The organism is Tissierella sp., assembly GCF_032104385.1.
Lineage (GTDB): Bacteria > Bacillota > Clostridia > Tissierellales > Tissierellaceae > Tissierella.
Genome location: NZ_DAMCHJ010000003.1, coordinates 299,375 through 324,445 on the forward strand (window position 1 = coordinate 299,375; position 25,071 = coordinate 324,445).

Consider the following 25,071-nt stretch of genomic DNA (forward strand, 5'->3'; position numbering starts at 1 on the left):
TAATGCAAGTATAAATTCAATCTATTACTTAATTCGCCCTAAAGTCCTATAAAAAAAAGAATAGTATAATACTATTCTTTTGATTTTAAAAGCTCTTCTGTTAGTTTATCATTTAAAATCCTTATATGAGTTCCTTTCATTCCTAAAGATCTAGATTCTATAACACCTGCACTCTCAAATTTTCTCAAGGCATTTACTATAACCGATCTTGTTATACCAACCCTATCGGCAATCTTACTTGCAACAAGCAAGCCTTCATTACCATCTAATTCATTAAAAATATGCTCCATTGCTTCTAATTCTGAATAAGAAAGAGTGCCTATAGCCATTTGAACAACAGATTTTTTTCTTGCCTCTTCTTCTATTTCCTCAGACTTAGCTCTAAGTATTTCCATACCTACTATAGTTGCACTGTATTCTGCTAATACAAGATCTTCTTCTGTAAATTCCTTTCCAAAACGCGCCAATACTAAAGTACCTAACCTTTTACCACCACTATTTATCGGTATAATGGTTGCAATCTTATCTGGATAAGGGCATTCTGAAACTTGGTCAAAAACACAATCTGTAATTTCTCTTAAATTCTCATTGGTTTCATTATATCTTAACAATTCCTCATTATATTTTTTTGGAAATCTCTTTTCCTTAACTATTTCGGCTTGAATTATGTCACAATCAAATCCAGTAGATAATTCGTATCCTAATACTTTCCCACTGGTACTGGCTATATAAACATTTGCTTCCAGCATATCACTTAGTATTTCGCTTAAATCCGAAAAAGAAACGGGTTTTGACCCATATCCCTGTAGTGTTTTATTTAGTTTTCTAGTTCTTTGCAATAAACTTTCCATAACTATTTCCTCCTTATTTAAATAAACTCAATTTATTATCTATAAGATTTTAAATCGATTATTTTTACATTTAGCTACATATATAATTCTACTACAAAAAAATAACATTGTACAGAAAATTTTAATTATTTATACTTTTTTGACATCCGTATATCCACATTCTTTATCCATACATTTCACTATTCTTTCTTTCTTATTCCTTTTTTCTACCATTATACCTCCACACTGAGGGCATTTTTCCTCTACTGGTTCATCCCATGAAACGAAATTACATTCAGGATAATTATTACATCCATAAAAAATCCTACCTTTTTTTGATTTCCTTTTTACAATACTTCCACTACATTTAGGACATTTAACATTGAGTTCATCTACAATGGCCTTAGTATTTTTACATTCTGGATATCCTGGACAGGCTAAAAACTTTCCAAATCTTCCATGTTTAATTACCATATTTCTTCCACATTTTTCACAAATTTCATCTGAAACTTCATCTTTTATTTCAATTTCTTTAATTTCTTCTTCAGCCTTTTTTAGAAATAACTCAAAATCTTTATAAAAATTCTCAACAACTTTAACCCAATGTAACTCTCCTTCTGCAATCTCATCTAAACTTTCTTCCAATTCAGCAGTAAACTCTTCATTTACAATATCCTTGAAATATTCTATCAATAAATCATTAACTAAAATCCCTAGTTCAGTAGGCATGAATGACTTTTTATCAAGGACAACATATTCTCTTGCTAATATAGTTGAAATCGTAGGTGAAAACGTACTTGGTCTTCCAATCCCCAATTCCTCTAATGTTTTTATTAAAGACGCTTCTGTATATCTAGGAGGAGGTTGGGTAAAATGCTGATTTGGAATAGTATTATTTAAAATTAATTTATCATCTATATTTAATAAGGGAATCCCTATATCCTTTTCCTCTTCATCACTAGTAGTATAAACTTTTAAGAAACCATCAAAGATTAACTTTGAACCACTAGATTTAAATAAAATATTATTACTCTCTATTGTTACAGAAATAGTATTGTAAATAGCTGGAGTCATTTGTGAACCTACAAACCTTTCCCAAATCATTTTATATAGTTTAAATTGGTCTTGGGTTAAAGACTCCTTAATCAAACTTGGTACTTTACTAATACTAGTAGGTCTAATGCCCTCATGAGCATCTTGTGAATCCTTTTTAGATTTATTATTATAATCTTTTCCACCATCTGTATATTTTTCTCCATAATTATCTTTAATAAATGAATTAGCCATTTCAATAGCTTCTTTGGAAATTCTTGTAGAGTCCGTCCTCATATAGGTAATTAAACCTACTGAACCTTCTCCCTTAATATCAATACCTTCATACAATTGCTGAGCTATAATCATTGTTTTTTTAGTTGTAAATCCCAATTTTTTTGAAGCATCTTGTTGTAACGTACTTGTAGTATATGGGGGATAGGGATTTCTTTTTTTTGTTCCTTTTTTAACATTCTTTACAACAAAATTGTTCTTATCTATTCTATCTAATATATTATCTACATCTAATTTAGTTTTTAATTCAATCTTTGTTTCTTTTCCATTTATATTTTCCCCATAGAAACTAGCTTCAAAATTCTCCTTATCCTTCCCTAAATTTACTTTTATACTCCAATATTCTGCTGGTATGAATTTTTGAATTTCATTTTCTCTATCACAGATTAATTTAACAACAACAGATTGCACTCTACCAGCACTTAAACCCTTTCTTATTTTTCTCCATAGTAATGGACTAATTTTATAACCAACAAGTCTATCTAATATTCTTCTCGCTTGTTGTGCATCCACTAAATTCAAGTCTATAGTCCTAGGTTTTTTAATAGCATTGGTTATGGAATCTTTAGTTATTTCATTAAACTCTACCCTTACTTTTTGACTTTCTTCTATTCCCAAAATATGGGCTAGATGCCAAGAAATTGCCTCCCCTTCTCTATCGGGGTCAGTAGCAAGAAATATTTTCCTTGACCTTTTTGCCTCATCTTTCAAATCCTTGATAACTGGTCCTTTACCCCTTATTGTAATATATTTAGGCTCAAATTCTTTCTCAATATCAATCCCTAAACTACTCTTTGGCAAATCTCTTATATGTCCTATAGAAGCTACAACCTTATAATTTCTTCCTAAAAATCTTTCGATAGTTTTTGCTTTAGCTGGGGACTCAACTATTACCAAATTTTTTTGCAATATTTACACCTCCACTAAATAAATCTAACAAATGGTAAATACTCTACCAGATAATTCTTTAATAGAACCTTTTAACTCCAATATGGTTAATATACTATTTAAAGTAATTATATCTATATTAGTTTTATATGCGATAGCATCTGAATGCAAAGGTTCTTGTTCTAAAAGTTTGATTATTTTAATTTCTGTTTCGCTATGATTTGAATAGTCTATACCTTTTCTTTTATTTAATATTATTCTTTCTTTTAGTTCATAGACTTCTTCAACTATATCATCAATTTCTAAAAGTGGTTTTGCTCCATCTTTTATTAGTTTATTTGTTCCAGCACTAAATATACTATTGATATTGCCAGGCAAAGCAAAAACATCTTTACCCTGCTCTAAAGCATGATGAGCAGTAATTAATGAACCTGACTTTTCTTGGGCTTCAATTACTATAACTCCTTTAGATAATCCTGATATTATCCTATTTCTCTGTGGAAAATTAAAAGCTAAAGGAGGGGTACCCAAAGGAAATTCTGAAATTATGGCACCATTATCTTCTACTTTCTTATATAACTGTAAATTTGTTTTTGGATAAATAGTATCAATTCCATTGCCTAAAACTCCTATAGTTCTTCCACCATTTTCTAAAGCAGTTTTATGTGCAATTGTATCTATACCAGAGGCTAATCCACTAATAATTGTTACTCCTAAACCTACTAGTTCTTTGGTGAATTTTTCACAAGCCCATTTTCCATATGTGGTCGCCTTCCTAGAGCCAACTATAGCTATTGCAATACTATCTTCCTCTTGTAAACTCCCCTTCATATAAAGTACTTTTGGACTATTATCAATATATTTCAATCCATTAGGATAATTTTCATCATATATAGTTATAATACAAGAATTCTCTTTTTTTATCTTAATAAATAATTTATTTATATATTCTTCATTACGATTTAATATAAGTTTTTCTTTTACTGAATCACTTAAGATCTTTATGGAGTTAATTTGACTATTATCACATTCCCATAAATTTTTTAAATCATAAAAATACTCAATGATTTTTTCTATATTACTATTTCCTATTCCTAGACTACTTAACCAAATTAAAATATTTCTTTCAGTAATATCCAATTTTATCTCCCCCAATACTTACTATCTAAAGTTCTGTATCTAATGGACTCTAAAATATGTCTATCCTGAATAATTTCTTCTCCGTCTAAATCTGCAATGGTTCTTGATACCTTTAGTAGTTTATTATAAGTTCTACCACTAAATTTATATTTCTCAAAAGCCTGGTTCATAATTTTTTCAGAACCAGTTGTAAGTTTACAATATTTCTTTATATCTCTGCTTGCTATCTGTGAATTAGTAAATATATTTTGATCTTTATAGCGATTAAGTTGAATATTCCTTGCTTTTTTTACTCTTTCCCTAATAGATAAAGACTTTTCTTCTTCATTATTTCCTTTCAAATCATTATATTCTACAGGTAATACTTCAATATGAATATCAATTCTATCCAGTAGAGGATTGCTTATTTTACCTAAATATCTATCAATATTACCTTGTGTACAAGTGCATTCATGTAATGGATCACCATAAAATCCACATGGACAAGGGTTCATACTAGCTATTAACATAAACCTTGCTGGATAAGATAAACTTGCATTTGCCCTAGCAATAGTAACAATTCCATCTTCCAATGGTTGTCTTAATACTTCTAATACATTCTTAGAAAATTCGGGAAGCTCATCTAAAAATAAAACACCATTATTAGCTAAAGAAATCTCTCCTGGTTTTGGAACTCTCCCCCCACCAATTAAAGATATAGTTGATGCTGTGTGATGTGGAGACCTAAATGGTCGTTCTTTTATCAGGGAGTTAGTTTTTAGCAATCCTGAAATACTATAAATTTTAGTAACTTCTATAGCTTCTTCAAAGGATAGCTTTGGTAATATAGTAGGTAATCTCATTGCAGCCATGGTTTTCCCAGCCCCAGGAGGGCCTATAATGAGAATGTTATGGGAACCTGCTGCTGCTACCTCTAAGGCTCTTTTAAGGCTAGCTTGCCCTTTTATATCTGCAAAATCCAAAGCATATTCATAATCATCATCAACTGTATTTATATTCCCTATATATGGATCTATATGTAATTGGTCATTTAAAAAATCAACTACATCTCTTAAGCTTCTTACAGGTATTATTTCCATATCTTCTATAACAGAACATTCATCTTTATTGCCATATGGAACTATACATCTTGAAACATTTAGTTCTCTCATGGAAATAATCATTGGCAATGCTCCTTGAATTGGATTTATCTTACCTTCTAAGGAAAGTTCTCCGATGAAAATTGTATCCTTAATATTTTTTTCTAATAAAATACCAGATGACTTTAAAATACCTATGGCAATTGCTAAGTCCATCTGAGAGCCTTCTTTTTTTAAATTAGCTGGTGCTAAATTTACAGTGATTCTACTAAGAGGAAATTCATATCCACTATTTTTAATTGCTGCTCTTACTCTCTCTTTTGATTCTTTTATAGAAGTGTCCGCAAGTCCAACAATATTGAATACTGGTAGTCCCCTAGATAAATCAGTTTCAACTTCAACAATATTTCCATTTAACCCCTGTAATACACAAGTATTGATTCTTGAGTACATAATAGACCTCTTTTCTATATATGATTTATCTACACCCTTTATTAATCCTTTACCCTATTACCTGGGTAATAGTGAAGATTCCCAATTTTCCAATCATTATCAACAAAAAGAATTTTCTATATGGTTTATTTTAATATGTGGTGTCAAATATACTTCTATTATGTCATATCTTATTTGATAATCTATTAAATTTTTTTGCCTTATATATAATTGTGAGCAATAAATAATTTTCTGTTGTTTTTTTCTATTAACTGCCTCATAGGCATATCCAAAGTTCGTACTTGTCCTTGTTTTAACTTCATTAAAAACCAGTATATTTCTATCCATAGCAATTATATCTATTTCTCCAATCTTATTTCTATAGTTCAAGTCCAAAATCCTATAACCTTTTGAAATAAGATATTCTTTGGCGAGCATCTCACCTTTCCTACCTTTTTGTATATTAGTTGCCATAACTTTTTCCTCTTTCCCTATCCAAATTATAGATATAAAAAATTATTTCTGCAACTGCATTATATAACTCCTCAGGTATTTCCTCATTAATTTCTAATCCAATAAGATTTTCTACTAGTTCTTCATCTTTATATACAGTAATATCCTCTTCTAATCCCTTTTCCACTATTCTATCTGCAATAACACCTTTTCCTTTTGCTACAACTTTAGGAGCTGTCTCTTTAGTATTATAAGATAAGGCTACAGCTTTACTTATATTCTTTTTAAATAATCCTTTCCCTTTATCCATTATTACACCTTCAAATCTAAAATATAAATTGGGTTTGAATTAGAAACTATAGTATCAATTATCCGAATACTATTATCTAATATAAAATCAATTCTGTCTAGACTATAACCTATTAATAAAATTTTTTCAATCAATTGTTTTTCTGTTGATTTAAATAATTCCAAATCTTCATTTCGTATATTCATTTTTACTTGTAAAACATTAGATAAAAGTTGACAAGAAACTTTTATATTTCCAAGATGATATGTTTCTACATTTATATAAATATTAGTCTTTCCATTATAATTTTTCTTTTTTCTACCTTCTTTTATTAAAGCTAGCACTCCATCAAGTTCTTTTTCCATATGCTTAATGGGGAAGAAAACAAATGATAAATCTTTATTTACATCTCTTAAAAAATCTATTTTATTGGTAAAATTTTTAATATCTTCTGCTAACTTCAAATCTTTTGTATTTCCAAAATTAGAAATATTCTTTTGTAGTTCAAGAATTTTAGTATCTTTATTAGACATCATATCTTTTATTTCATTATCTTCTAATTGAATTCCATTTATGTTCTTTGGATTATCTTTATTTAGTATCTTGTCTATTAACTCTAAATCCTTTACAAACTCAATAGGATTTTCATTAAGCTCACGTAAATTTTTTATATTATTAAGTGAAGGTTTAATATTATACTTTAAAAAAAAACTAATTATTTTAATATCTTCTTCCAAATCATTATTATCTCCATTTACTACAAATTCTTTAACTAAAGGAGTTATATCTTCACTCTCCTTATCATCAGCTTTGTTAATAACTAATAAGGACCTTATATCTACTTTACCTGGAGACGTATCATCTTCAATTCTATTTTCTTCAATTATTAACTCCCTATTGAACTTTAAATCTGTTTTTATAGGTATTTTTTCTTGAGTATTTTCTATTTTCTCTGATATTGGAGCTTTGTTTACAAGAGATGGATTATTTATTAAAATAACTTTTTCTTCATTTGTCAAATTAGATAGTTGGAATAATTTTTCTAAAGCCTTCATTCCATCAATAAGATTTTCCTCAGTTATAGGCGCATTGTATCTCATTAAATTTTCTACAAGTTTCATTGATATCTTATTCTCTTTTATATTCATATTTTTAAGTAAATTGGAAATAGGGTTGTTTTCCTTAGGAATGGATAATTGAAGCTTTTCTTTAATTGTTGGTCTTAAAATAATTTCATTATCATCTACAGATTTCACTAGAAAGGATACCTCATCGTCAATATTCATTTTTACATTGGTTTCTAACTTAGCCTGTATAGTTCTTTGTCCATCAATTTCAACAAAGATTAAATCATCAATTAATTCTAATACTTTCCCTTTAAAAGTATATCCTTCACGAAGTATATCTTCCTTATTATTTAATATAAAATTATTTAATAAAAGATTTTCAATTCTCAATGAGCTCACCCTTTATTTATTTTAATATATTTTTTAAAAATGACTTTCTATGTATAGGTGACGGACCTAATTTCTGTATATTTTCTCTATGTTCTTTTGTTCCATATCCTTTATGTTTTTTTAAATTATAGCCTTCAAATTCTCTATCCCATTCTAAGCATAATCTATCTCTAAATACCTTAGCAATAATAGATGCACATCCTATACCGTAAGTTCTATCATCCCCCTTTATAATAGATTCTTGTGGTATTTTTAAATCTACTTTTTCTGCATCGATTAGTAAAAAATCTGGATAAACTTTATTTCCCTCTCCGTCTTGTAGATTCTCTACTGCTATTTTCATAGCTAATCGAGTAGCTTCTTTTATATTGATTTTATCTATCATACTAGAATCTACTCTACCTATTCCATATGCTATACATTGAGATAATATTTCGTCATATAATATTTCACGTTTTTTTTCTGATAGTTTTTTTGAATCTCTTACTCCCTCAATTACTGAAGTTTTAGGCATTATTATTGCACAAGCAACTACATCCCCTGCTAAGCATCCTCTGCCAACTTCATCTATACAGGCAATATTATTAAACCCTAGTTTCCAAATACTTTTTTCAATCTCTAACACAATAACATCTCCTATTCCTTGGGAAATTCAAGGGTTATTTTCCCAATTACACCTTTTCTAAATTCATCTAGAATAATATTACTAACTTTGGTATAATCTATTTCTCCACCTTTAAGAATACATCCTCTTCGTTTGGCAATTTCTTCCATTATATCTAAATATGATTTACCCTCTACTTCTATATTGTAACGATTATTTAAAAGATTTGGAAAATAATTTGCAAGTTTTTCTATTAATTTAAGAGCCAAGGTTTCTATATCCAATATCTCATCTTTTATAGCTCCTGTAAAAGCAAGATTCAATCCAACTTCCAGGTCTTCAAATTTTGGCCATAAAATACCTGGTGTATCTAATAATTCCAAATTTCCTTTTGTTTTAATCCATTGGTTAGATTTTGTAACACCTGGCTTATTTCCAGTCTTCGCTCCCTTTCTTCCGGAAAGAGAATTAATCAAAGTCGATTTTCCCACATTAGGTATTCCTAAAATCATAGCTCTAATAGGTCTATTTATTACACCACGCTTTTCATAGGCTTTTCTTTTTTCATCTGTAAGAACATAAGAAATATCTAGTAATTTATCTATACCTTTTCCATTTAATGCTTCTAAAGAAAGGGAAGAAATATTTTTTTTCATAAAATACTCCTGCCATATTTTATTCCCATTGCTACTTGCTAAATCTGATTTATTTAAGATAATTACTCTGGGTTTATCTCCTATTATTGAATCTATAACAGGATTTTGACTGCTCATAGGTATTCTAGCATCAATCAACTCAAAAACAATATCGACCATCTTTAAGGATTTCTGTATAGATTCTTTTGTCTTTTTCATATGCCCTGGATACCAGTTAATATTCATACTTTCACCACCTAAATAAAATTGGGACTATATAGTCCCAATAAATTAGTAAAATCTCTTCTCTTTAACTTTAGCAGCTTTACCTTGTCTATCTCTTAGATAATAAAGTTTAGCTCTTCTTACTTTACCCTTTCTAGTAACAACTAATTTCTCAATTCTTGGAGAATGAATAGGGAAAGTTCTTTCTACACCTACACCATAAGATAATCTTCTTACTGTAAATGTTTCTCTAGCTCCGCCACCTTGAATTTTAATTACTGTACCTTCGTATACTTGTATTCTTTCACGAGTTCCTTCAACAACTTTGTAATGAACTTGAACAGTATCTCCTACATTAAACTTTGGTAAATCATTTCTTAATTGTTCATCTTCTAACATTTTAATTATATCCATTTGTATAGACCTCCCTTCTCCTTAGATGTTCTTACCCTATTGGCAGAGGACCATCCCTAATTCCATACGCTAGGTATTATAGCATATGTATAATTCAATTACAACTAATTTATAATTGTAAACTATCTTTTATTTTTGACAGAATAATCAATTCTTCTTTTGATAGAGTTTTCTTTTTAAGTAAATCAGGTCTTTTTGACAAAGTAGCCTTTAAAGCCTCTTCTTTTCTCCAAGTTTCTATTTTTCCATGATTACCAGATAATAATATATCAGGTACTGAATAGCCATTAAATTCTCTTGGTCTTGTATATTGAGGATATTCCAATAATCCATTATAATGGGATTCATCTGTAAAAGACTCATCTGAACGAAGTACACCTGGTAATAGTCTTACAATAGCATCAATAATTATCATTGCGGGTATTTCTCCACCTGTTAGTACAAAATCACCAATGGATATTTCTTCGTCTATATAATGCTCGATAATTCTATTATCTATCCCCTCATAATGTCCACATAATAAAACTAGATGTTCTTCCTTAGACAATTCATTTGCCAGTTCTTGACTAAACTTCTTTCCTTGAGGTGATAAATAAATTACTCTAGAGTTTTTATCTCTCACACTGTCAATAGCATGGAAGATTGGTTCTGGTTTCATAACCATGCCCGTTCCTCCTCCAAAAGGATAGTCATCTACCTTTTTATGCTTATTTTTGGAAAAGTCTCTAATATTTATACTGTTTATTGACACTTTATTTTCTTCACAAGCTCTTCCTATTATACTCCAACTAAGTAATGGTGAAAAAAACTCTGGAAATAATGACAGAATATCTATTTTCATTCTATCATCCCTTCAATAGGATCAATAACTATTCTCTTATCAGAAATATTAACATCTATAACAAATTGTTTTACAGCAGGAATAAGATATTCCTTAGCTTTTTCCATATCTTTAACTACATAGATGTCATTGCTAGGTCCTTGTAAAACATCTGTTATGATGCCAATTAAATTATATTCAGTATCAAAAACTTGAGAGCCTAGTAAATCATAAATAAAAAAATGGTTTTCAGGTAAAACAACTTTCCCCTCTTCATCAACATAAATAAAGGTATCCTTGAAATGAATTATTTGATTTATATCATTGAATTCTTTAAATTTTAATATAGCTAAATTCTTATGATATTTGACTTTTTCTAATTCTACTTTGATTTTTTTATCACCAATGTATGCAGTTTTCAAATAATTAAATCTATCAAGGTTATCAGTCATTGGATAAACCTTTACTTCTCCCTTAATTCCATGGGTACTAATTATCTTTCCAATTATTGTATAATCCATTTTTTCACCTATCTTTATTATTTAAAGGGATTAGGTCCTCTAATCCCTTACTGAATAATTTCCACAACAACTCTTTTATTATCCTTAATAGCTGCTGCTTTAACTACAGTTCTTATGGCCTTTGCAATTCTACCTTGCTTACCTATTACCTTACCCATATCGTCAGGGTGAACCTTAAGTTCAATAATGATAGATTGACTTCCCTCTATCTCATTTACTACTACCTCATCTGGATTCTCTACAAGAGATTTTGCAATAAATTCTACTAATTCTCCCATTTCTAGCACCTCCTAGATACTCCCTAAGAATTATTCTGTTTCCTTCTCATATAGACCATTTTCCTTAAATAATCTATCTACAGTATCAGTTGGTTTTGCTCCATTCTTCATCCAGTTAATTGCTTTTTCATTATCTATTTTAACTGTTTTTGGTTCAGTTAATGGATTATAATAGCCAATTTCCTCGATAAATCTTCCATCTCTTGAATTACGAGAATCAGCAACAACTATTCTATAGAAAGGACTTTTCTTAGCTCCCATTCTTCTCAATCTAATTTTAACAGCCACTATTTTCACCTCCTTACAAATTTAACTATCTATTTAGAAAAAGGGGAATCCAAATTTCCCTTTTTTCTTCATTGTCTTTTCCATATCTGTAAATCTTTTCATCATCTTTTTAGTTTCTTTAAACTGCTTTAGTATTTTATTTACATCTTGGACTGTAGTTCCACTACCTTGAGCAATTCTTTTTCTTCTACTACTATCTATTATATCAGGATTATCCTTTTCTTTTTTAGTCATAGATTGTATTATAGCTTTAATTTTATTAATATCCTTTTCACTTACATCCAATCCTTTTAAAGCCTTAGAATTCATCCCAGGTATCATTCCTAATAGTTCATCAATTGGCCCTAAATTCTTCATTTGATCTAATTGGTCTAGAAAATCATCAAAAGAAAATTGTTGATTTCTAATTTTTTGCTCTAATTCCATTGCCTTTTTAGCATCTATATTTGCCTGAGCTTTTTCAATAAGACTAAGCACATCACCCATACCAAGTATTCTCGATGCCATTCTATCTGGATGAAATGGTTCCAATTGATCAAACTTTTCTCCCATAGCCGCAAATTTTATAGGCTTATCAGTTACGGCTCTTATGGATAAAGCAGCACCACCTCTAGCATCACCATCAAGTTTAGTAAGTATAACTCCAGTAATACCTAATCTCTGATTAAAAGAATCTGCAACATTAACAGCATCTTGACCCGTCATAGCATCTAGTACCAAAAGCACTTCGTTAGGTTTTACAGCATCATGAATATTTTTAATTTCAGCCATTAGCTCTTCATCAATATGAAGTCTTCCAGCTGTGTCTATAATAATAACATCATTACCATGTTTTTTTCCATGCTCCAAAGCTGCCTTAGCTATATCTACAGGATTTATTTTATCTCCCATAGTAAATACCGGAGCTCCTACTTTCTCTCCAACTACTTCAAGTTGTTTAATAGCAGCAGGTCTATATATATCACAAGCAACTAACAAGGGTCTTTTGTTTTGTTTTTTCAGATTAAAGGCTAACTTCCCAGTAGTAGTTGTTTTACCAGCACCCTGTAAACCACACATAAGAATTACTGTAGGTGGAGTGGAAGAAAAATTTAATTTAGCTTCACTCTTACCCATTAAATTAGTTAGTTCTTCATTTACTATTTTAATAACTTGCTGTCCAGGTGTTAAACTTTCCATTACTTCTGAGCCAATTGCTCTCTCTTTGACTGTTTTTATAAAATCTTTTACTACCTTAAAGTTAACATCAGCTTCTAATAAAGCCAATCTTACTTCTCTCATGGCTAGATCCACATCTTTTTCTGAAAGTTTACCCTTCCCTTTTAATTTTCCTAAAGCATTCTGAAGCTTTTCTGACAAAGATTCAAATACCATTAATCAACAACCTCCCGACTATTATCCAATACTTTTCTGCCAATCTCATTAATAGTCATAGCCTTTTCTTTAATTTCATCATTACCTTTTGCTTTTCCAATCTCTACTATCTCTTCTGAAATATCTATTATAGTTCTAATGTCCTCATGGCTACTATAAAACTTCTTTACCAATCCTAATTTTTCTTCATATTCATATAATTTTTGTTCTGCTCTTCTTAAAATGTCGAATATACCTTGTCTAGTAACACCAAGTTCATCTCCAATTTCAGCTAAAGATAAATCATGAATATAATATAACTCCACTACTGAATATTGTTTTTCACTAAGTAATTTTCCATAAAAATCAAATAATATTCCTATCTCTATAAGTTTCTCAACCATTATATCACCAACAAAATAATACTGTCAAGTATTTTACTTGACAGTATTATTTTATTATAAGAATTCTATTTTGTCAATAACTATTAATCAAAAATCGCTTCCACAAAATCTTCTGCAATAAATGGTTGCAAATCCTCTATTCCTTCACCTACGCCTACTAATTTAACAGGGATTTTTAGTTCAGCCTGTAAAGCTATAATAACTCCACCTTTTGCTGTTCCATCTAGTTTAGTAAGTGCAACACCAGTTATATTTGCTACTTCTTTAAATACCTTTGCTTGGTTAATAGCGTTTTGTCCAGTTGTGGCATCTAATACTAATAATACTTCTTTTGTAGCATCCCCATATTCTCTTTCTGCAACTCTAAATATTTTATTTAATTCATTCATAAGATTAGATTTATTATGAAGTCTACCAGCTGTATCACAAATCAATATATCAGTTTTTCTTGCTTTAGCCGCCTGAATACCATCATAAATAACTGCTGCAGGATCTGCACCTTCACTATGAGATATGACTTCAACTCCTGCTCTATTACCCCATTCTTCTAATTGCTCAATAGCAGCAGCTCTAAAGGTATCACCAGCAGCTATCAAAATCTTTTTTCCCTGATTTTTAAAATTATTAGATAGTTTTCCTATTGTAGTAGTCTTACCAACTCCATTTACACCTACAACTAAAATTAATGCAGGAGAAGGCTCTATTTTCAACTCATTATCTGATACGGACTCTAGCATAAGTTTTTTAATTTCATCCTTAAGGAGTTCCTTTACCCTTTCTGGTTCTAATACTTTTTCTTCTTTAACCCTATCTCTCAATCTATCTATTAACTCCATAGTAGTATTTACTCCTACATCGGCAGTAACTAACACTTCTTCTAAATCGTCAAAAAGCTCCTCATCTATTTTCTTATATGACTTTAAAATTCCGTCAATCTTATTAGAAATATCATTTCTAGTCTTAGTTAATCCACCCATAAGCTTCTCGAAAAAGTTAGGTTTCTTTTTAATTGGTTTTTCTTCTTCTATCTTTGTTTCTTCAACTAATGGCGTTTCAATTTTCTCTATCTCCTTATTTAAAGATAACTCTTCTACTTCTTTCTCAACTTCTTCAGTTTCTTTAATCTCTAAATCCTCTTCCATTAACTCAACTTCTAGATTATCTAATTCTTCTTGAATTTCTTCTACCTTTTCTTGGACTTCTTCTACTTGCTCTTCTTTTTCCAACTCAACTATTTGTTCTATTTCTTCTATTTCTATTTCTTCTTCGACTTCATCTTCAATTAACTTCTCAATTTGATTTTCAGTTAATTCTTCCTTATTTTCTATAATCTTTTCTTCTTGAACTTCTTTTTCATTTTTTTTACCGAATTTTTTAAACCATTTTAACATTTCTTTCCTCCTAACTTGCTATTTCATTAATATTATCTTTTAATTTAACCGATATTAGCTTGGATATTCCTTCTTCCTCCATTGAAACCCCATATAGAACATCTGCTATTTCCATAGTTGTTTTTCTATGGGTAATAAGAACAAACTGAGTATTATCAGATATTGTTTTCAAATAGCTAGTATATCTACTAATATTGGCTTCATCAAGAGCTGCATCAATTTCATCTAATATACAAAATGGTGATGGTTTCAATTTTAATATTGCAAATAATAAAGCTACAGCTGTTAGTGACTTTTCACCACCTGATAACAGGGTCAAACTTTGAAGTTTCTTTCCTGGTGGCTGAGCTTTAATTTCAATTCCAGAATTTAAAATATCCTCATTATTCTCTATGACTAACTCTGCTTGTCCTCCATCAAATAGAATCTTAAATATTTCCTTAAAATTATCATTTATATTTTTAAAATTTAAAAGAAATTGACTTTCCATTGTGTCCTCTATATCCTTAATAACTTCTTTTAGGTTCTCTTTTGCATTTATTAAATCTTTTTGTTGTTTTAAAATAAAATCTAATCTTTCTTTTAAATTCTTATGTTCCTCTATAGAGCTTAAATTAACTGTACCTAGTTCCTTTATCTCCACTTTTAACTTTCTCGCTTCAATTATTGCTTCTTGAATATTTTTTATTTCTATTTCATATCTTAGCGCATCCTCGTAACTTAATTCATAATCATCTGCTAACTTTTTATGATAATTTTCAAGTTGAACAGAAACTCTAGCTAACTTAACCTCATTAGAGTTTATATCTCTTTCAGTCTCCATAATTAATTTATTGATTTCTTTTAATTGTTCTTGTTCAGAATAAAAGCTTTCCATAAATTTATTTTTATTAGATATTAACTTATCTAATTGATTTTTTGTATCGCTTTCCGTAATATTTAAAGTTTTTATTTCCTCATCTAAAATAGCTTTAGTATTTATTATTTCTTCTATCTTATTTTCATTAAATAATATTAATTCATCTTTTTCCTTAAGCAAATTATTAATTTCTTCAATTTCTCTTTGATTTTTAGCTAGATTTTCATGAAAATTATTTATCTTACTATCAATTGAATTAAGATTTATTTTTATATCCGTAAGAATTTTTACTTTATTTTCTCTAATTAATTTTTCTTCATTATATTTAGATGTTAGATTTTTAATTTTTTCTTTCTGATTTATACTATCTTCATCTAATTTTGATAAGATCTCTATCAATTCTTTCTTTTTATCTTCATAGTTGTTTATTTCAATATCTAAACTACTTATTTCTTTCTTTGACTTTTTTATTAATTCTTCTAACCTAGTTGCTTCATTCATATATTTTTCTTTCTGGTTATTTGTATTTATTATTGAATATTCCGTATCTTTAATTGTTTTCTCTAATTCAACCATCCTTACTCTAATATCTTTTTGATCATCTAAAAGTATATTTCTCTCTTCTTCTAATCTTTCATATACTTCATTTAATTTTTTTATATCTTCTGTCAATCTCTCTATTTTACTTTTTCTGCTGATTATACTTATACCACTGGTATTATAACTTCCTCCAGTCATAGAACCACCTGGGTTTAATACTTCTCCTTCTAAAGTAACAATTCTATAGGCATGATTATATTTGTTTGCAAACTTAATACCATAATCAATATTCTCAATTACTATAGTTCTTCCAAGTAAAAATTTAAAAATATTTTCATATTTCTTATCAAATTCAATTAACTCAAACCCTAGACCATGAATTTTAAACTCTTTTCTATCTTGAAGATTTATGTTTAATGTATTACCTTTTATAACATTAAGTGGTAAAAACGTTACTCTTCCAAGCTTATTACGCTTTAAATATTCTATTATATTTTTAGCATCTTCTTCTGTTTTAGTGACTATATTTTGTGAATTAGAACCTAAACCAATATCAATTGCCCTTTCAAATTTTTCATCTACATTTATGAGTTCTGCTACTACGCCCATAAGCCCTTCTTGTAGTTTTGCCTCTCGCTTAGCTACTTTTAACAAAGATTTAACTCCTTTATAATATCCTTCATAATCTTCTTCCATATTTTTAAGTATTCTAAAACTAGATGTTTTAGATTGGACTTCCATATTGCTAGTATTTATCTTTTTATTAATTATATCCAAGGCATTTATATTATCAGATTCCATTTTCTTTGTTTTTTCCAGTTTATTTTCTAAATCACATAATCTTTTTTTTAGTTGATTTTCTGTACTAAATAATTCATCATACTTATCTCTATTTAATTTTTTTTCAATATCCATTGTACTAATCTCTTTATTTAATTGAGATATTCTCTTCTCAATATTTTCATTAAAAGAAATAATGCTATTTAACTCTGACTTTTTATCTGATGAATTATTATAAATTTTAATTATATTATTTTTTTCATCTTCAATAGACCTTTCTCTCTCTTCTAATACTTCGAGTTCTTTTGTTAATTCTAATGTTTTTCCATTATATTCCTCTAACAATCTATCATATTCTTCTTGATATATTTCTTTATCTTTTGCCAAGTTAATATTAGTTATTTGAATATCTTTTAATCTTGAATTCAAATTGTTTTTTTCTTCTTTTAATCTTTCCAAATCCTTATTATAAAATTTATTTTTTTCACCAATTATGGAAAGTTGATTTTGATTTTTATCTAATTCATTTACTATTTCTAAGTTCTTATTTCTACATATTTCAATTTTTGATTCTAAATTATCTATGCTTTCTTTAAGCAAATTAAATTTATCTTCAATTGACTGCCTTTCATCTGTCTTTTTAAGAAATTCATCTTTCAAAATACAATTTTTTCTATTTATCTCTTCTATTTGAACATTGATTTTATTTATATCTTTTATAAATATATTAACTTCCAATTGTTTTAATCGATTATACAATTCAGTAAAACAATTGGCTTTATAAGCTTGAACCTCTAAGGTTTCTAATTGATTAGATAATTCAAATATTAAATCCTTAATCCTTATTATATTAGCTTCTGTTTTTTCTAGTTTTCTTTCAGCTTCTTCTTTTTTTGATTTATATTTTACTATTCCTGCTGCCTCTTCAAAAATACTTCTTCTATCCTCAGGTCTATTACTCAATATTTCCTCTATACGACCTTGTCCAATAATTGAATAACCATCCTTACCTACTCCTGTATCCATAAACAGCTCCCTAACATCCTTTAATCTACAGGAGTTTTTATTTATATAATACTCTGATTCCCCAGATCTAAACATTCTTCTTGTAACTGCCACCTCAGTATAATCAAGTGGTATCTCACCATTTTTATTATCAAATGTAATTGTGACTTCGCAGTAACCTAATGCCTTTCTCTTACTAGTTCCAGCAAATATTACATCTTCCATCTTACTGCCCCTAAGATTTTTTACACTTTGCTCTCCTAGCACCCATCTTATGGCATCAGAAATATTACTTTTACCACTACCATTTGGTCCTACAATGGCTATAATACCATCTTTAATTTCAATTTCCGTCTTATCAGCAAAAGATTTAAACCCTTGTATCTCCACTTTCTTCAATCGCAAGTAAAACACCTCTTCTTATGATTAAAGGTTTCCAACCGTAAGGAAACCTTTTATTAATCTAAATAATGGAATTATCCTTTAGATAGGATACCATCAATAATTTCATATTTATTTTATCATAAAATTCGTCAATTGTAATGCCTATATGATTTATATCTATTTCTTTTGTATATATTTTTATCCTATTAAATCCATATTTATCAATAAAATATTTAATATTACTTGATTTCTGACCAGAAATAGGGGATATGTTTTTACTATTTGAATCTATAATTAAGCTTTTATCATTAGTATTAATCTTATTTATATCAAAATAATATTTAAGTAATAATCTAAATATATTTGACTCTACAATTTGTCTAAAGGCTGGATGAAATGGTCCTGAAACTACATCTTTACCTAATTGTATATTTTCAGTAGGCTGCAACCCAATTCTGATAACATCAATATTATTTATCTCATATAACATAAGAAGTATAGAGCATAAGGCTATTGATTCTTCAAAAGATATGGGCAGATACTCTCCAGCTAAAAACTGTTTTTCTAAATAAGTGTCCTTTATTACCAAGGTTGGATATATTCTTACACAGTAGGGAGATAATCTAATAAATTCTTTACATGTATACATTGCCTTCTCCACAGTATCTCCTGGAAGACCTATCATCATTTGTAACCCAAGATTAAATCCAAATTCCTTTATTAGCTCTGCAGCCTTATATACGTCTTCTGATGTATGACCTCTGCCACTTTTATATAAAACAAAATCATCTAAAGATTGTACTCCTAATTCAATGGTATCTACTGAATAATCTTTTAGATTTTTTAATATATTTTCATCTATGCAATCAGGTCTAGTTGATAACCTAATACCATCTATTCTTCCATTCATCTTATACTCATGGGGAATGGCTAAGAGTTCCTTTTGAATATTTATATCTATTGCAGTAAAACTTCCACCATAAAATGCAACCTCTATAGTAGAACCTGGTTTGAAAGTCATTAGATGCTCTTCAATAATATTTTTTACATCTATTGATGTTACATTAGTAGATAATCCAGTAATTTTCTTCTGATTACAAAAAACGCAATCATGGGGGCAGCCATAATGGGGAACAAATATTGGAATTATATAATGTTTACTCATGATGATCATCCATTATAAGAAGCGCTTCCTTGGCAGCCATTTGCTCTGCTTCTTTTTTATTTCGTCCCGTACCTGTCCCAACAATTTTATCGTCAATCATTACATCCATATAAAATATCTTATTATGATCTGGACCTTCTTCTTTTACGACCCTATATTCTATTTTCGCCCTAGTTATTTTTTGAAGACTTTCTTGCAATTCCGTTTTATAATCAATAAATAAAGCCCCTTTGGCTACAGCATATACAATATCTGCTTCAAAGTTTTCAAGTAATAATTTATTTACAACTTCAAAGTCACTATCCATATAAATAGCACCCACTAAAGCTTCAATAGCATCAGCTAAAATCGAATCCCTATCTCTTCCTCCAGTAGCTTCCTCACCTTTTCCTAATAAGAGATAATCACCTAAATTAATTTTTCTGGCAGCAAATGCCAAAGAAGATTCACATACAACCTTTGCCCTGATTTTAGTTAACTCTCCCTCTGGATAATATGGATACTTTTTATACAAATATTGACTTACTATTAAGCTTAGAATAGTATCACCTAAAAATTCAAGCCTTTCATTATTGTCAGTGATTTTCATTTTATTTTCATTTGCATAAGAACTATGAGTTAATGCAGTTTTTAATAGTTTTATATCTTTAAATTTATAATTTAAATTTTCTTCCAAGGGTTCTAGCCACTTGAACTCTTTAATATTCCCTTTCATACATAATACCTCCATCAATAACAATTAGGGCATTTACGCCCTAACTATTATTCTTCTAATGCATTTGTAATATATTCAACAGCATCTCCAACAGTTTTTATACTATCCATATCTTCATCTTCCATTTCAAGTCCAAATTCATCTTCTAACGCCATTATTAATTCCACTAAATCTAAGGAATCTGCATTTAGAGTGTCCTTAAAAGAAGTATCCTTGGTAATTTCATCCTCATCTACATTAAATTGTGTTGCAATTATTGTTTTTATTTTTTTATAAATCATTATTATCTCCTCCAAAATTAATTAATTAATTATTTATTATCTAGTACATGCATATTATCTTCAATTATTTTTATTACATCTTTTTCCATGAATTTTATTAATTGATTTATTGCATTTTTTATAGCAAAAGCATCAGAGCTACCATGTGCCTTTACCATAGGTTTTCTTATACCTAATAAAGGCGCACCGCCTTGCTCTCTATAATCCATCATAGCCTTTATATTTCTCAATTCAGGTTTAAGTAAGGCTGCACCAATCTTAGTCCTAGAATTTTTTACGAATTCTTCCTTTAAAATTGAAAAAATAGAAATTGCCATACCCTCAGTTAATTTCAAAGCTACATTACCAACAAATCCATCAGATACAATAACATCTACTATACCACTAGGTAATTCTCTAGCTTCTATATTCCCTCTAAAATTCAACTGCGACTTTTTAAGGATTTCATAAGTTTCCTTAGATAGTGTATTTCCCTTTCCTTCTTCTGCACCTATATTTATAAGCCCTATGGTAGGAAATTTCACACCCATAGCTTTTTCCATATAAACTGAACCCATTAAAGCAAATTGATATAAGTATTCTGGCTTACAATCCACATTAGCACCTGCATCTAAGAGTAATGAAAAGCCCTTTATAGTAGGATAAATAACTGTTAGTGCTGCTCTATCTATACCCTCTATCCTCTTAACAATAAAAATTCCAGATGCTAATAAAGCTCCTGTACTGCCAGCTGATATAAATCCATCACCTATGCCATCTGCTAAAGCTTTGGCACCAACTACCATCGACGAATCTTTCTTCCTTCTAATTGCCATAGCCGGATCATCCTCATTGGTTATTATATCATTAGCAACTAAGATTTCAACATTATCCTTTGAATAGTCATATTTTTTTAATTCATTTTGTATTATGTCCTCTTTTCCCACCAATATAACATTAACACCATATTCATTTACGGCATCAATAGTTCCTTTAACTACTTCAATAGGTCCTTTATCTCCGCCCATAGCATCAATAATAATCTTCATAATTACCCTCCAATGCCGTGTATTTTAAGACTACTGATATTTAATATATATTAGACTAAAATAAAATGCAATATTAAATTAAAAAAAGATAGTGAATATCACTATCTTTTTTTATTATTCTACTGCAATAACTTCCCTGTTTTTGTAATATCCACATGATCTACAAACTCTATGTGGTTGTTTTGGCTCATGACATTGTGGACACTCAACAACTGTAGCTTTGTTTAGTCTGTAAGAAGAAGCTCTTCTCTTATCTCTTCTAGTTTTAGAAGTTTTTCGTTTTGGTACAGCCATTTAAAACACCTCCTTAATTCTTCGGAAAAAAATTCTTTAATTTTTCAAATCTTGGATCAATATTCTCTTGAATACAATTGCATTTTGTATTATTTAAATCTGCTCCACATGTAAGACACAACCCTTTGCAATCAGCATTACATAAGGATTTCATAGGTAAAGAAAGAATTACTTGGCTTAAAATATGTTCTCTAATATCTAAATTACCATCTTCATAGTAGAACAATTCATCATAACCTTCATTTTCCTCATTAATTTCTTCCTTACCTTTTACAAGTTTTCCAGATAAAATAGTCTTTATTTTATTAGTAGTAGGCTTCAAGCATCTATGACAGTTTTCCATATAAGTATAAAATATTCTAATATCTACTGTCTTCTCCCCATCTACTTTAAATACCTCACCCTCATATCTTATAGGCTCAACTATTTTAATGTCTCTTTCACTTAAATCCAAACTATCTATTTTTAGTTCCCCTTCAAAATGTAAAGATTCATTACTTCCATCAAGAAAACTTGATAAGTCAATTATCATATTTTTCACCTCTTAGACTAACAAAGATAATTATATAAAGGAGGCATCAATTTGTCAAGAATAATATTATTTAGACACTAATTCTAATGTATCTCTAGCTATCATTAATTCTTCATTTGTAGGAATAACAAGTATAGTAGCCGAAGTTAAATCCTTGTTAAGTTTAGATTCTTCTCCCCTTACATTGTTTAAATCCGCATCAATCTTGATGCCTAAACATTCTAATCCTTCACAAACCTTTTCTCTAATATAACTTGAATTTTCACCAATACCTGCTGTAAATACTAAAGCATCTATTCTACACATAGTAGCAACATAAGCTCCTACATATTTTTTAACCCTATTAACAAAAACATCTAAGGCAAGTTTTGCTCTTTCATTACCCTCATTCATAGCTATTTCTAAATCTCTAAAGTCACTACTTATTCCTGAAATACCTAATACACCTGATTGTTTATTTAACATATTATTTACTTCTTCAAAACTCATATTTTCCTTATCCATAATAAATGGAATTATAGCTGGATCTATATCTCCTGATCTAGTTCCCATTGCTAATCCCTCTAATGGAGTAAAGCCCATACTTGTATCCATAGATTTTCCACCTTGTACTGCACATACACTAGAGCCATTTCCTAAGTGACAAGTAACAATATTTAAATCCTTAATATCCTTACCTAATATTTCAGCTGCTCTTAAAGATACGTATTTATGGGAAGTACCATGGAATCCATATCTTCTAATTTTGTATTTTTCATAAAACTCATAAGGTATAGGATAAATATAATTATCTGCTTCCATTGTTTGGTGGAAAGCAGTGTCAAATACTGCAACCATTGGTGTATTTGGCATTAATTCTTTACAAGCTTCTATTCCAGTGATATTTGGCGGATTATGTAAAGGTGCCAACTCTATACATTCATCAAGAACTTTCATAACCTCATCATCTATTATAACAGATGAAGCAAATGTTTCTCCACCATGTACAACTCTATGTCCCACTGCTCCAATTTCATCCATGGATTTTATTGCTCCATGATTTTCATCAATTAAAGCATTAAGAACTAAACCTAATGCAACTTTATGATCAGCCATAGGCTCTTCAATTATTACTCTCTCTTTGCCTGTAGTATCATGTTTTATTTTAGAACCTTCGATTCCTATTCTCTCTACAAGTCCTTTACATAGAACTTCTTCTCCATTCATATCTATTAACTGATATTTTAGAGAAGAACTTCCACAGTTAATTACAAGAATTTTCATATTTTTATTCCTCCTAATTAATTAATTGTTCTTTTGTCTATAATTCATAATATTACATTTGTGTTAAAAAATCAACATGATATAATTAAAGAAAATATATTTTGGAGGTTACTATGACAGTTGTTGGGTTTATTACTGAATATAATCCATTTCATTATGGACATAAATATCATTTAGAGCAATCTATGAAAAAAGCTAAGGGAAATTATTCTATTGCCATAATGAGCGGTTCATTTTTACAGAGGGGCGAGCCATCTTTTATAGATAAGTGGTCCAAGGCTAAAATGGCAATAGATAATGGTGTAGATTTGGTGTTAGAGCTCCCTTTTATATTTGCATCTCAATCTGCAGAATTATTTGCTTATGGCGGAGTAAAATTGATGGATAGCCTAAATATTGTAGATTATCTAGCATTTGGAAGTGAATTAGGAAAGTTAGAGCCCTTAGTAAAAATAGCATCTATACTATCAGAGGAACCTAATTACTATAAAGAAAGATTAAAATATCATTTATCTTTGGGTCTATCCTACTCTATATCACGAAGTAACGCCATCGGAGAATATATTAATATTATTTCCCCAAATAATCAATGCGACTATGAAAAAATACTTGTTCAATCTAATAATATATTAGGAATAGAGTATTTAAAAGCATTAAATAAAATCAAATCTAAAATAACCCCTATTGCTATAAAACGCTCTGGTAGTAATTATAACGATTTACATTTATCTGATGGTTTTGCTAGTGCAACGGCAATAAGAAGTTTAATTAAAACTAAAGACTTAAATTATATTAAAGACTTAGTTCCTATTGAAACATATTATTGTCTAGAAGAATATCTTGAAAATTACAAGGACTTTAACTATATAGAAAATTATAATCAAATTTTTCTATATTTAATTCGTACAATAGAAAAAAGCAAATTACAATCTCTAATGGATATTGAAAACGGTCTTGAAAATAGAATGATTGATAAAGGCTCTAAAAATAATAATATCAAAGAAATAATAGATAGCATTATAACAAAACGATATCCAAGAACACGTATACAAAGATTATTTATTCATCTGTTAAATCAACTTGATAATAATACTTTCAAAGAACTTTACAATTACTATCCTTCATATATTAGGGTTTTAGGCGCTAACAAAAATGGTTTAATTTTATTAAATAAAATCAAAGAAAACTCTTCTTTACCTATTATAACAAAATTTGCTGATTATAAACATTTTAGATCTGAATCCTTAGAAAAAATTCTTATGTTTGATAAAAAGGCTACAGATATATTCTTTCTTGGATTAAACTCATCTAATGCTTTAGCAAATATGGATTATTATAATTCTCCTTATATTAAATAATACATCATATTGTCCCTCTATAATTCATAACATTGTTTAT

26 protein-coding genes are annotated in these 25,071 nt (G+C 29.1%); 1 reads left to right on the top strand and 25 read right to left on the bottom strand.

Annotated features, from left to right (window positions below):
- Positions 1-71: 71 nt before the first annotated feature.
- From codY to RT714_RS05635, 25 genes are all read right to left on the bottom strand, one after another.
- Complete coding sequence (gene codY / locus RT714_RS05515) at positions 72-851, bottom strand: GTP-sensing pleiotropic transcriptional regulator CodY (RefSeq protein WP_313756575.1); 780 nt, start codon at positions 849-851, stop codon at positions 72-74.
- A 129-nt stretch (positions 852-980) separates the two neighbouring features.
- Positions 981-3,065: a type I DNA topoisomerase gene (topA, locus tag RT714_RS05520; protein ID WP_313756576.1), complete on the bottom strand. Its 2,085-nt coding sequence runs from the start codon at positions 3,063-3,065 to the stop codon at positions 981-983.
- A gap of 24 nt (positions 3,066-3,089) precedes the next feature.
- A complete protein-coding gene (gene dprA / locus RT714_RS05525; RefSeq protein WP_313756577.1) occupies positions 3,090-4,184 on the bottom strand; it encodes a DNA-processing protein DprA in 1,095 nt (364 codons plus the stop codon).
- Between the two features lie 2 nt (positions 4,185-4,186).
- Positions 4,187-5,716 carry a YifB family Mg chelatase-like AAA ATPase gene (locus RT714_RS05530; protein ID WP_313756578.1) on the bottom strand — a complete coding sequence of 510 codons (1,530 nt, stop codon included), beginning with the start codon at positions 5,714-5,716 and terminating at the stop codon, positions 4,187-4,189.
- A 99-nt stretch (positions 5,717-5,815) separates the two neighbouring features.
- Entirely contained in the window at positions 5,816-6,169 is a 354-nt protein-coding gene (locus RT714_RS05535) for a YraN family protein (protein ID WP_313756579.1), read from the bottom strand.
- Positions 6,159-6,458: an EscU/YscU/HrcU family type III secretion system export apparatus switch protein gene (locus tag RT714_RS05540; RefSeq protein ID WP_313756580.1), complete on the bottom strand. Its 300-nt coding sequence runs from the start codon at positions 6,456-6,458 to the stop codon at positions 6,159-6,161. The genes RT714_RS05535 and RT714_RS05540 overlap by 11 nt, the downstream gene beginning before the upstream one ends.
- Before the next feature lie 2 nt (positions 6,459-6,460).
- Complete coding sequence (locus RT714_RS05545; protein WP_313756581.1) at positions 6,461-7,894, bottom strand: hypothetical protein; 1,434 nt, start codon at positions 7,892-7,894, stop codon at positions 6,461-6,463.
- Positions 7,895-7,910: 16 nt separating this feature from the next.
- Entirely contained in the window at positions 7,911-8,519 is a 609-nt protein-coding gene (locus RT714_RS05550; protein WP_313756582.1) for a ribonuclease HII, read from the bottom strand.
- Between the two features lie 11 nt (positions 8,520-8,530).
- Positions 8,531-9,379 (bottom strand): ribosome biogenesis GTPase YlqF, encoded by an 849-nt coding sequence (gene ylqF, locus RT714_RS05555; RefSeq protein ID WP_313756583.1) that lies wholly within the window; start codon positions 9,377-9,379, stop codon positions 8,531-8,533.
- 45 nt (positions 9,380-9,424) lie between these two features.
- Positions 9,425-9,772: a 50S ribosomal protein L19 gene (gene rplS, locus RT714_RS05560; protein ID WP_072972495.1), complete on the bottom strand. Its 348-nt coding sequence runs from the start codon at positions 9,770-9,772 to the stop codon at positions 9,425-9,427.
- A gap of 109 nt (positions 9,773-9,881) precedes the next feature.
- Entirely contained in the window at positions 9,882-10,613 is a 732-nt protein-coding gene (gene trmD / locus RT714_RS05565) for a tRNA (guanosine(37)-N1)-methyltransferase TrmD (RefSeq protein ID WP_313756584.1), read from the bottom strand.
- Positions 10,610-11,113, bottom strand: coding sequence for a ribosome maturation factor RimM (gene rimM, locus RT714_RS05570; RefSeq protein WP_313756585.1), 504 nt, complete (start codon positions 11,111-11,113; stop codon positions 10,610-10,612). Before rimM ends, trmD begins: the two co-directional genes overlap by 4 nt.
- Positions 11,114-11,160: 47 nt before the next feature.
- Positions 11,161-11,391 (bottom strand): KH domain-containing protein, encoded by a 231-nt coding sequence (locus RT714_RS05575; protein ID WP_313756586.1) that lies wholly within the window; start codon positions 11,389-11,391, stop codon positions 11,161-11,163.
- Between the two features lie 30 nt (positions 11,392-11,421).
- Positions 11,422-11,679 carry a 30S ribosomal protein S16 gene (gene rpsP / locus RT714_RS05580; RefSeq protein ID WP_313756587.1) on the bottom strand — a complete coding sequence of 86 codons (258 nt, stop codon included), beginning with the start codon at positions 11,677-11,679 and terminating at the stop codon, positions 11,422-11,424.
- A gap of 33 nt (positions 11,680-11,712) precedes the next feature.
- The gene (gene ffh, locus RT714_RS05585; protein WP_313756588.1) at positions 11,713-13,053 is read right to left on the bottom strand and encodes a signal recognition particle protein; all 1,341 of its coding nucleotides are present in this window, start codon (positions 13,051-13,053) and stop codon (positions 11,713-11,715) included.
- A complete protein-coding gene (gene ylxM, locus RT714_RS05590) occupies positions 13,053-13,436 on the bottom strand; it encodes a YlxM family DNA-binding protein (RefSeq protein WP_313756589.1) in 384 nt (127 codons plus the stop codon). Before ylxM ends, ffh begins: the two co-directional genes overlap by 1 nt.
- 83 nt (positions 13,437-13,519) lie before the next feature.
- Positions 13,520-14,827: a signal recognition particle-docking protein FtsY gene (gene ftsY, locus RT714_RS05595; RefSeq protein ID WP_313756590.1), complete on the bottom strand. Its 1,308-nt coding sequence runs from the start codon at positions 14,825-14,827 to the stop codon at positions 13,520-13,522.
- 10 nt (positions 14,828-14,837) lie between these two features.
- Entirely contained in the window at positions 14,838-18,416 is a 3,579-nt protein-coding gene (gene smc, locus RT714_RS05600) for a chromosome segregation protein SMC (protein ID WP_313756591.1), read from the bottom strand.
- Positions 18,417-18,474: 58 nt separating this feature from the next.
- Positions 18,475-19,560, bottom strand: coding sequence for a radical SAM protein (locus RT714_RS05605; protein WP_313756592.1), 1,086 nt, complete (start codon positions 19,558-19,560; stop codon positions 18,475-18,477).
- Positions 19,553-20,275 carry a ribonuclease III gene (gene rnc, locus RT714_RS05610; RefSeq protein WP_313756593.1) on the bottom strand — a complete coding sequence of 241 codons (723 nt, stop codon included), beginning with the start codon at positions 20,273-20,275 and terminating at the stop codon, positions 19,553-19,555. The genes RT714_RS05605 and rnc overlap by 8 nt, the downstream gene beginning before the upstream one ends.
- A gap of 47 nt (positions 20,276-20,322) precedes the next feature.
- Positions 20,323-20,553 carry an acyl carrier protein gene (acpP, locus tag RT714_RS05615; protein WP_399326076.1) on the bottom strand — a complete coding sequence of 77 codons (231 nt, stop codon included), beginning with the start codon at positions 20,551-20,553 and terminating at the stop codon, positions 20,323-20,325.
- 32 nt (positions 20,554-20,585) lie between these two features.
- Complete coding sequence (gene plsX, locus RT714_RS05620) at positions 20,586-21,584, bottom strand: phosphate acyltransferase PlsX (RefSeq protein WP_313756595.1); 999 nt, start codon at positions 21,582-21,584, stop codon at positions 20,586-20,588.
- A gap of 114 nt (positions 21,585-21,698) precedes the next feature.
- Positions 21,699-21,878: a 50S ribosomal protein L32 gene (rpmF, locus tag RT714_RS05625; RefSeq protein WP_313756596.1), complete on the bottom strand. Its 180-nt coding sequence runs from the start codon at positions 21,876-21,878 to the stop codon at positions 21,699-21,701.
- Positions 21,879-21,891: 13 nt separating this feature from the next.
- Positions 21,892-22,410: a DUF177 domain-containing protein gene (locus RT714_RS05630; protein WP_313756597.1), complete on the bottom strand. Its 519-nt coding sequence runs from the start codon at positions 22,408-22,410 to the stop codon at positions 21,892-21,894.
- 66 nt (positions 22,411-22,476) lie between these two features.
- Entirely contained in the window at positions 22,477-23,673 is a 1,197-nt protein-coding gene (locus RT714_RS05635; protein WP_313756598.1) for an acetate kinase, read from the bottom strand.
- A gap of 113 nt (positions 23,674-23,786) precedes the next feature.
- Between RT714_RS05635 and RT714_RS05640 the strand changes: the two genes are divergently transcribed.
- Positions 23,787-25,031 (top strand): nucleotidyltransferase, encoded by a 1,245-nt coding sequence (locus RT714_RS05640; RefSeq protein ID WP_313756599.1) that lies wholly within the window; start codon positions 23,787-23,789, stop codon positions 25,029-25,031.
- Positions 25,032-25,071: the final 40 nt, after the last annotated feature.

Bases quoted from the DNA above. Each gene is read 5' to 3' on its own strand.
- ylxM (WP_313756589.1), bottom strand. From the start codon at position 13,436: ATGGTTGAGAAACTTATAGAGATAGGAATATTATTTGATTTTTATGGA.
- ftsY (WP_313756590.1), bottom strand. From the start codon at position 14,827: ATGTTAAAATGGTTTAAAAAATTCGGTAAAAAAAATGAAAAAGAAGTT.
- RT714_RS05540 (WP_313756580.1), bottom strand. From the start codon at position 6,458: ATGGATAAAGGGAAAGGATTATTTAAAAAGAATATAAGTAAAGCTGTA.
- RT714_RS05630 (WP_313756597.1), bottom strand. From the start codon at position 22,410: ATGATAATTGACTTATCAAGTTTTCTTGATGGAAGTAATGAATCTTTA.
- ylqF (WP_313756583.1), bottom strand. From the start codon at position 9,379: ATGAATATTAACTGGTATCCAGGGCATATGAAAAAGACAAAAGAATCT.
- RT714_RS05535 (WP_313756579.1), bottom strand. From the start codon at position 6,169: ATGGCAACTAATATACAAAAAGGTAGGAAAGGTGAGATGCTCGCCAAA.
- RT714_RS05575 (WP_313756586.1), bottom strand. From the start codon at position 11,391: ATGGGAGAATTAGTAGAATTTATTGCAAAATCTCTTGTAGAGAATCCA.
- rnc (WP_313756593.1), bottom strand. From the start codon at position 20,275: ATGAAAGGGAATATTAAAGAGTTCAAGTGGCTAGAACCCTTGGAAGAA.
- plsX (WP_313756595.1), bottom strand. From the start codon at position 21,584: ATGAAGATTATTATTGATGCTATGGGCGGAGATAAAGGACCTATTGAA.
- rpmF (WP_313756596.1), bottom strand. From the start codon at position 21,878: ATGGCTGTACCAAAACGAAAAACTTCTAAAACTAGAAGAGATAAGAGA.
- RT714_RS05640 (WP_313756599.1), top strand. From the start codon at position 23,787: ATGACAGTTGTTGGGTTTATTACTGAATATAATCCATTTCATTATGGA.
- trmD (WP_313756584.1), bottom strand. From the start codon at position 10,613: ATGAAAATAGATATTCTGTCATTATTTCCAGAGTTTTTTTCACCATTA.
- ffh (WP_313756588.1), bottom strand. From the start codon at position 13,053: ATGGTATTTGAATCTTTGTCAGAAAAGCTTCAGAATGCTTTAGGAAAA.
- RT714_RS05530 (WP_313756578.1), bottom strand. From the start codon at position 5,716: ATGTACTCAAGAATCAATACTTGTGTATTACAGGGGTTAAATGGAAAT.
- rimM (WP_313756585.1), bottom strand. From the start codon at position 11,113: ATGGATTATACAATAATTGGAAAGATAATTAGTACCCATGGAATTAAG.
- RT714_RS05605 (WP_313756592.1), bottom strand. From the start codon at position 19,560: ATGAGTAAACATTATATAATTCCAATATTTGTTCCCCATTATGGCTGC.
- codY (WP_313756575.1), bottom strand. From the start codon at position 851: ATGGAAAGTTTATTGCAAAGAACTAGAAAACTAAATAAAACACTACAG.
- rplS (WP_072972495.1), bottom strand. From the start codon at position 9,772: ATGGATATAATTAAAATGTTAGAAGATGAACAATTAAGAAATGATTTA.
- RT714_RS05635 (WP_313756598.1), bottom strand. From the start codon at position 23,673: ATGAAAATTCTTGTAATTAACTGTGGAAGTTCTTCTCTAAAATATCAG.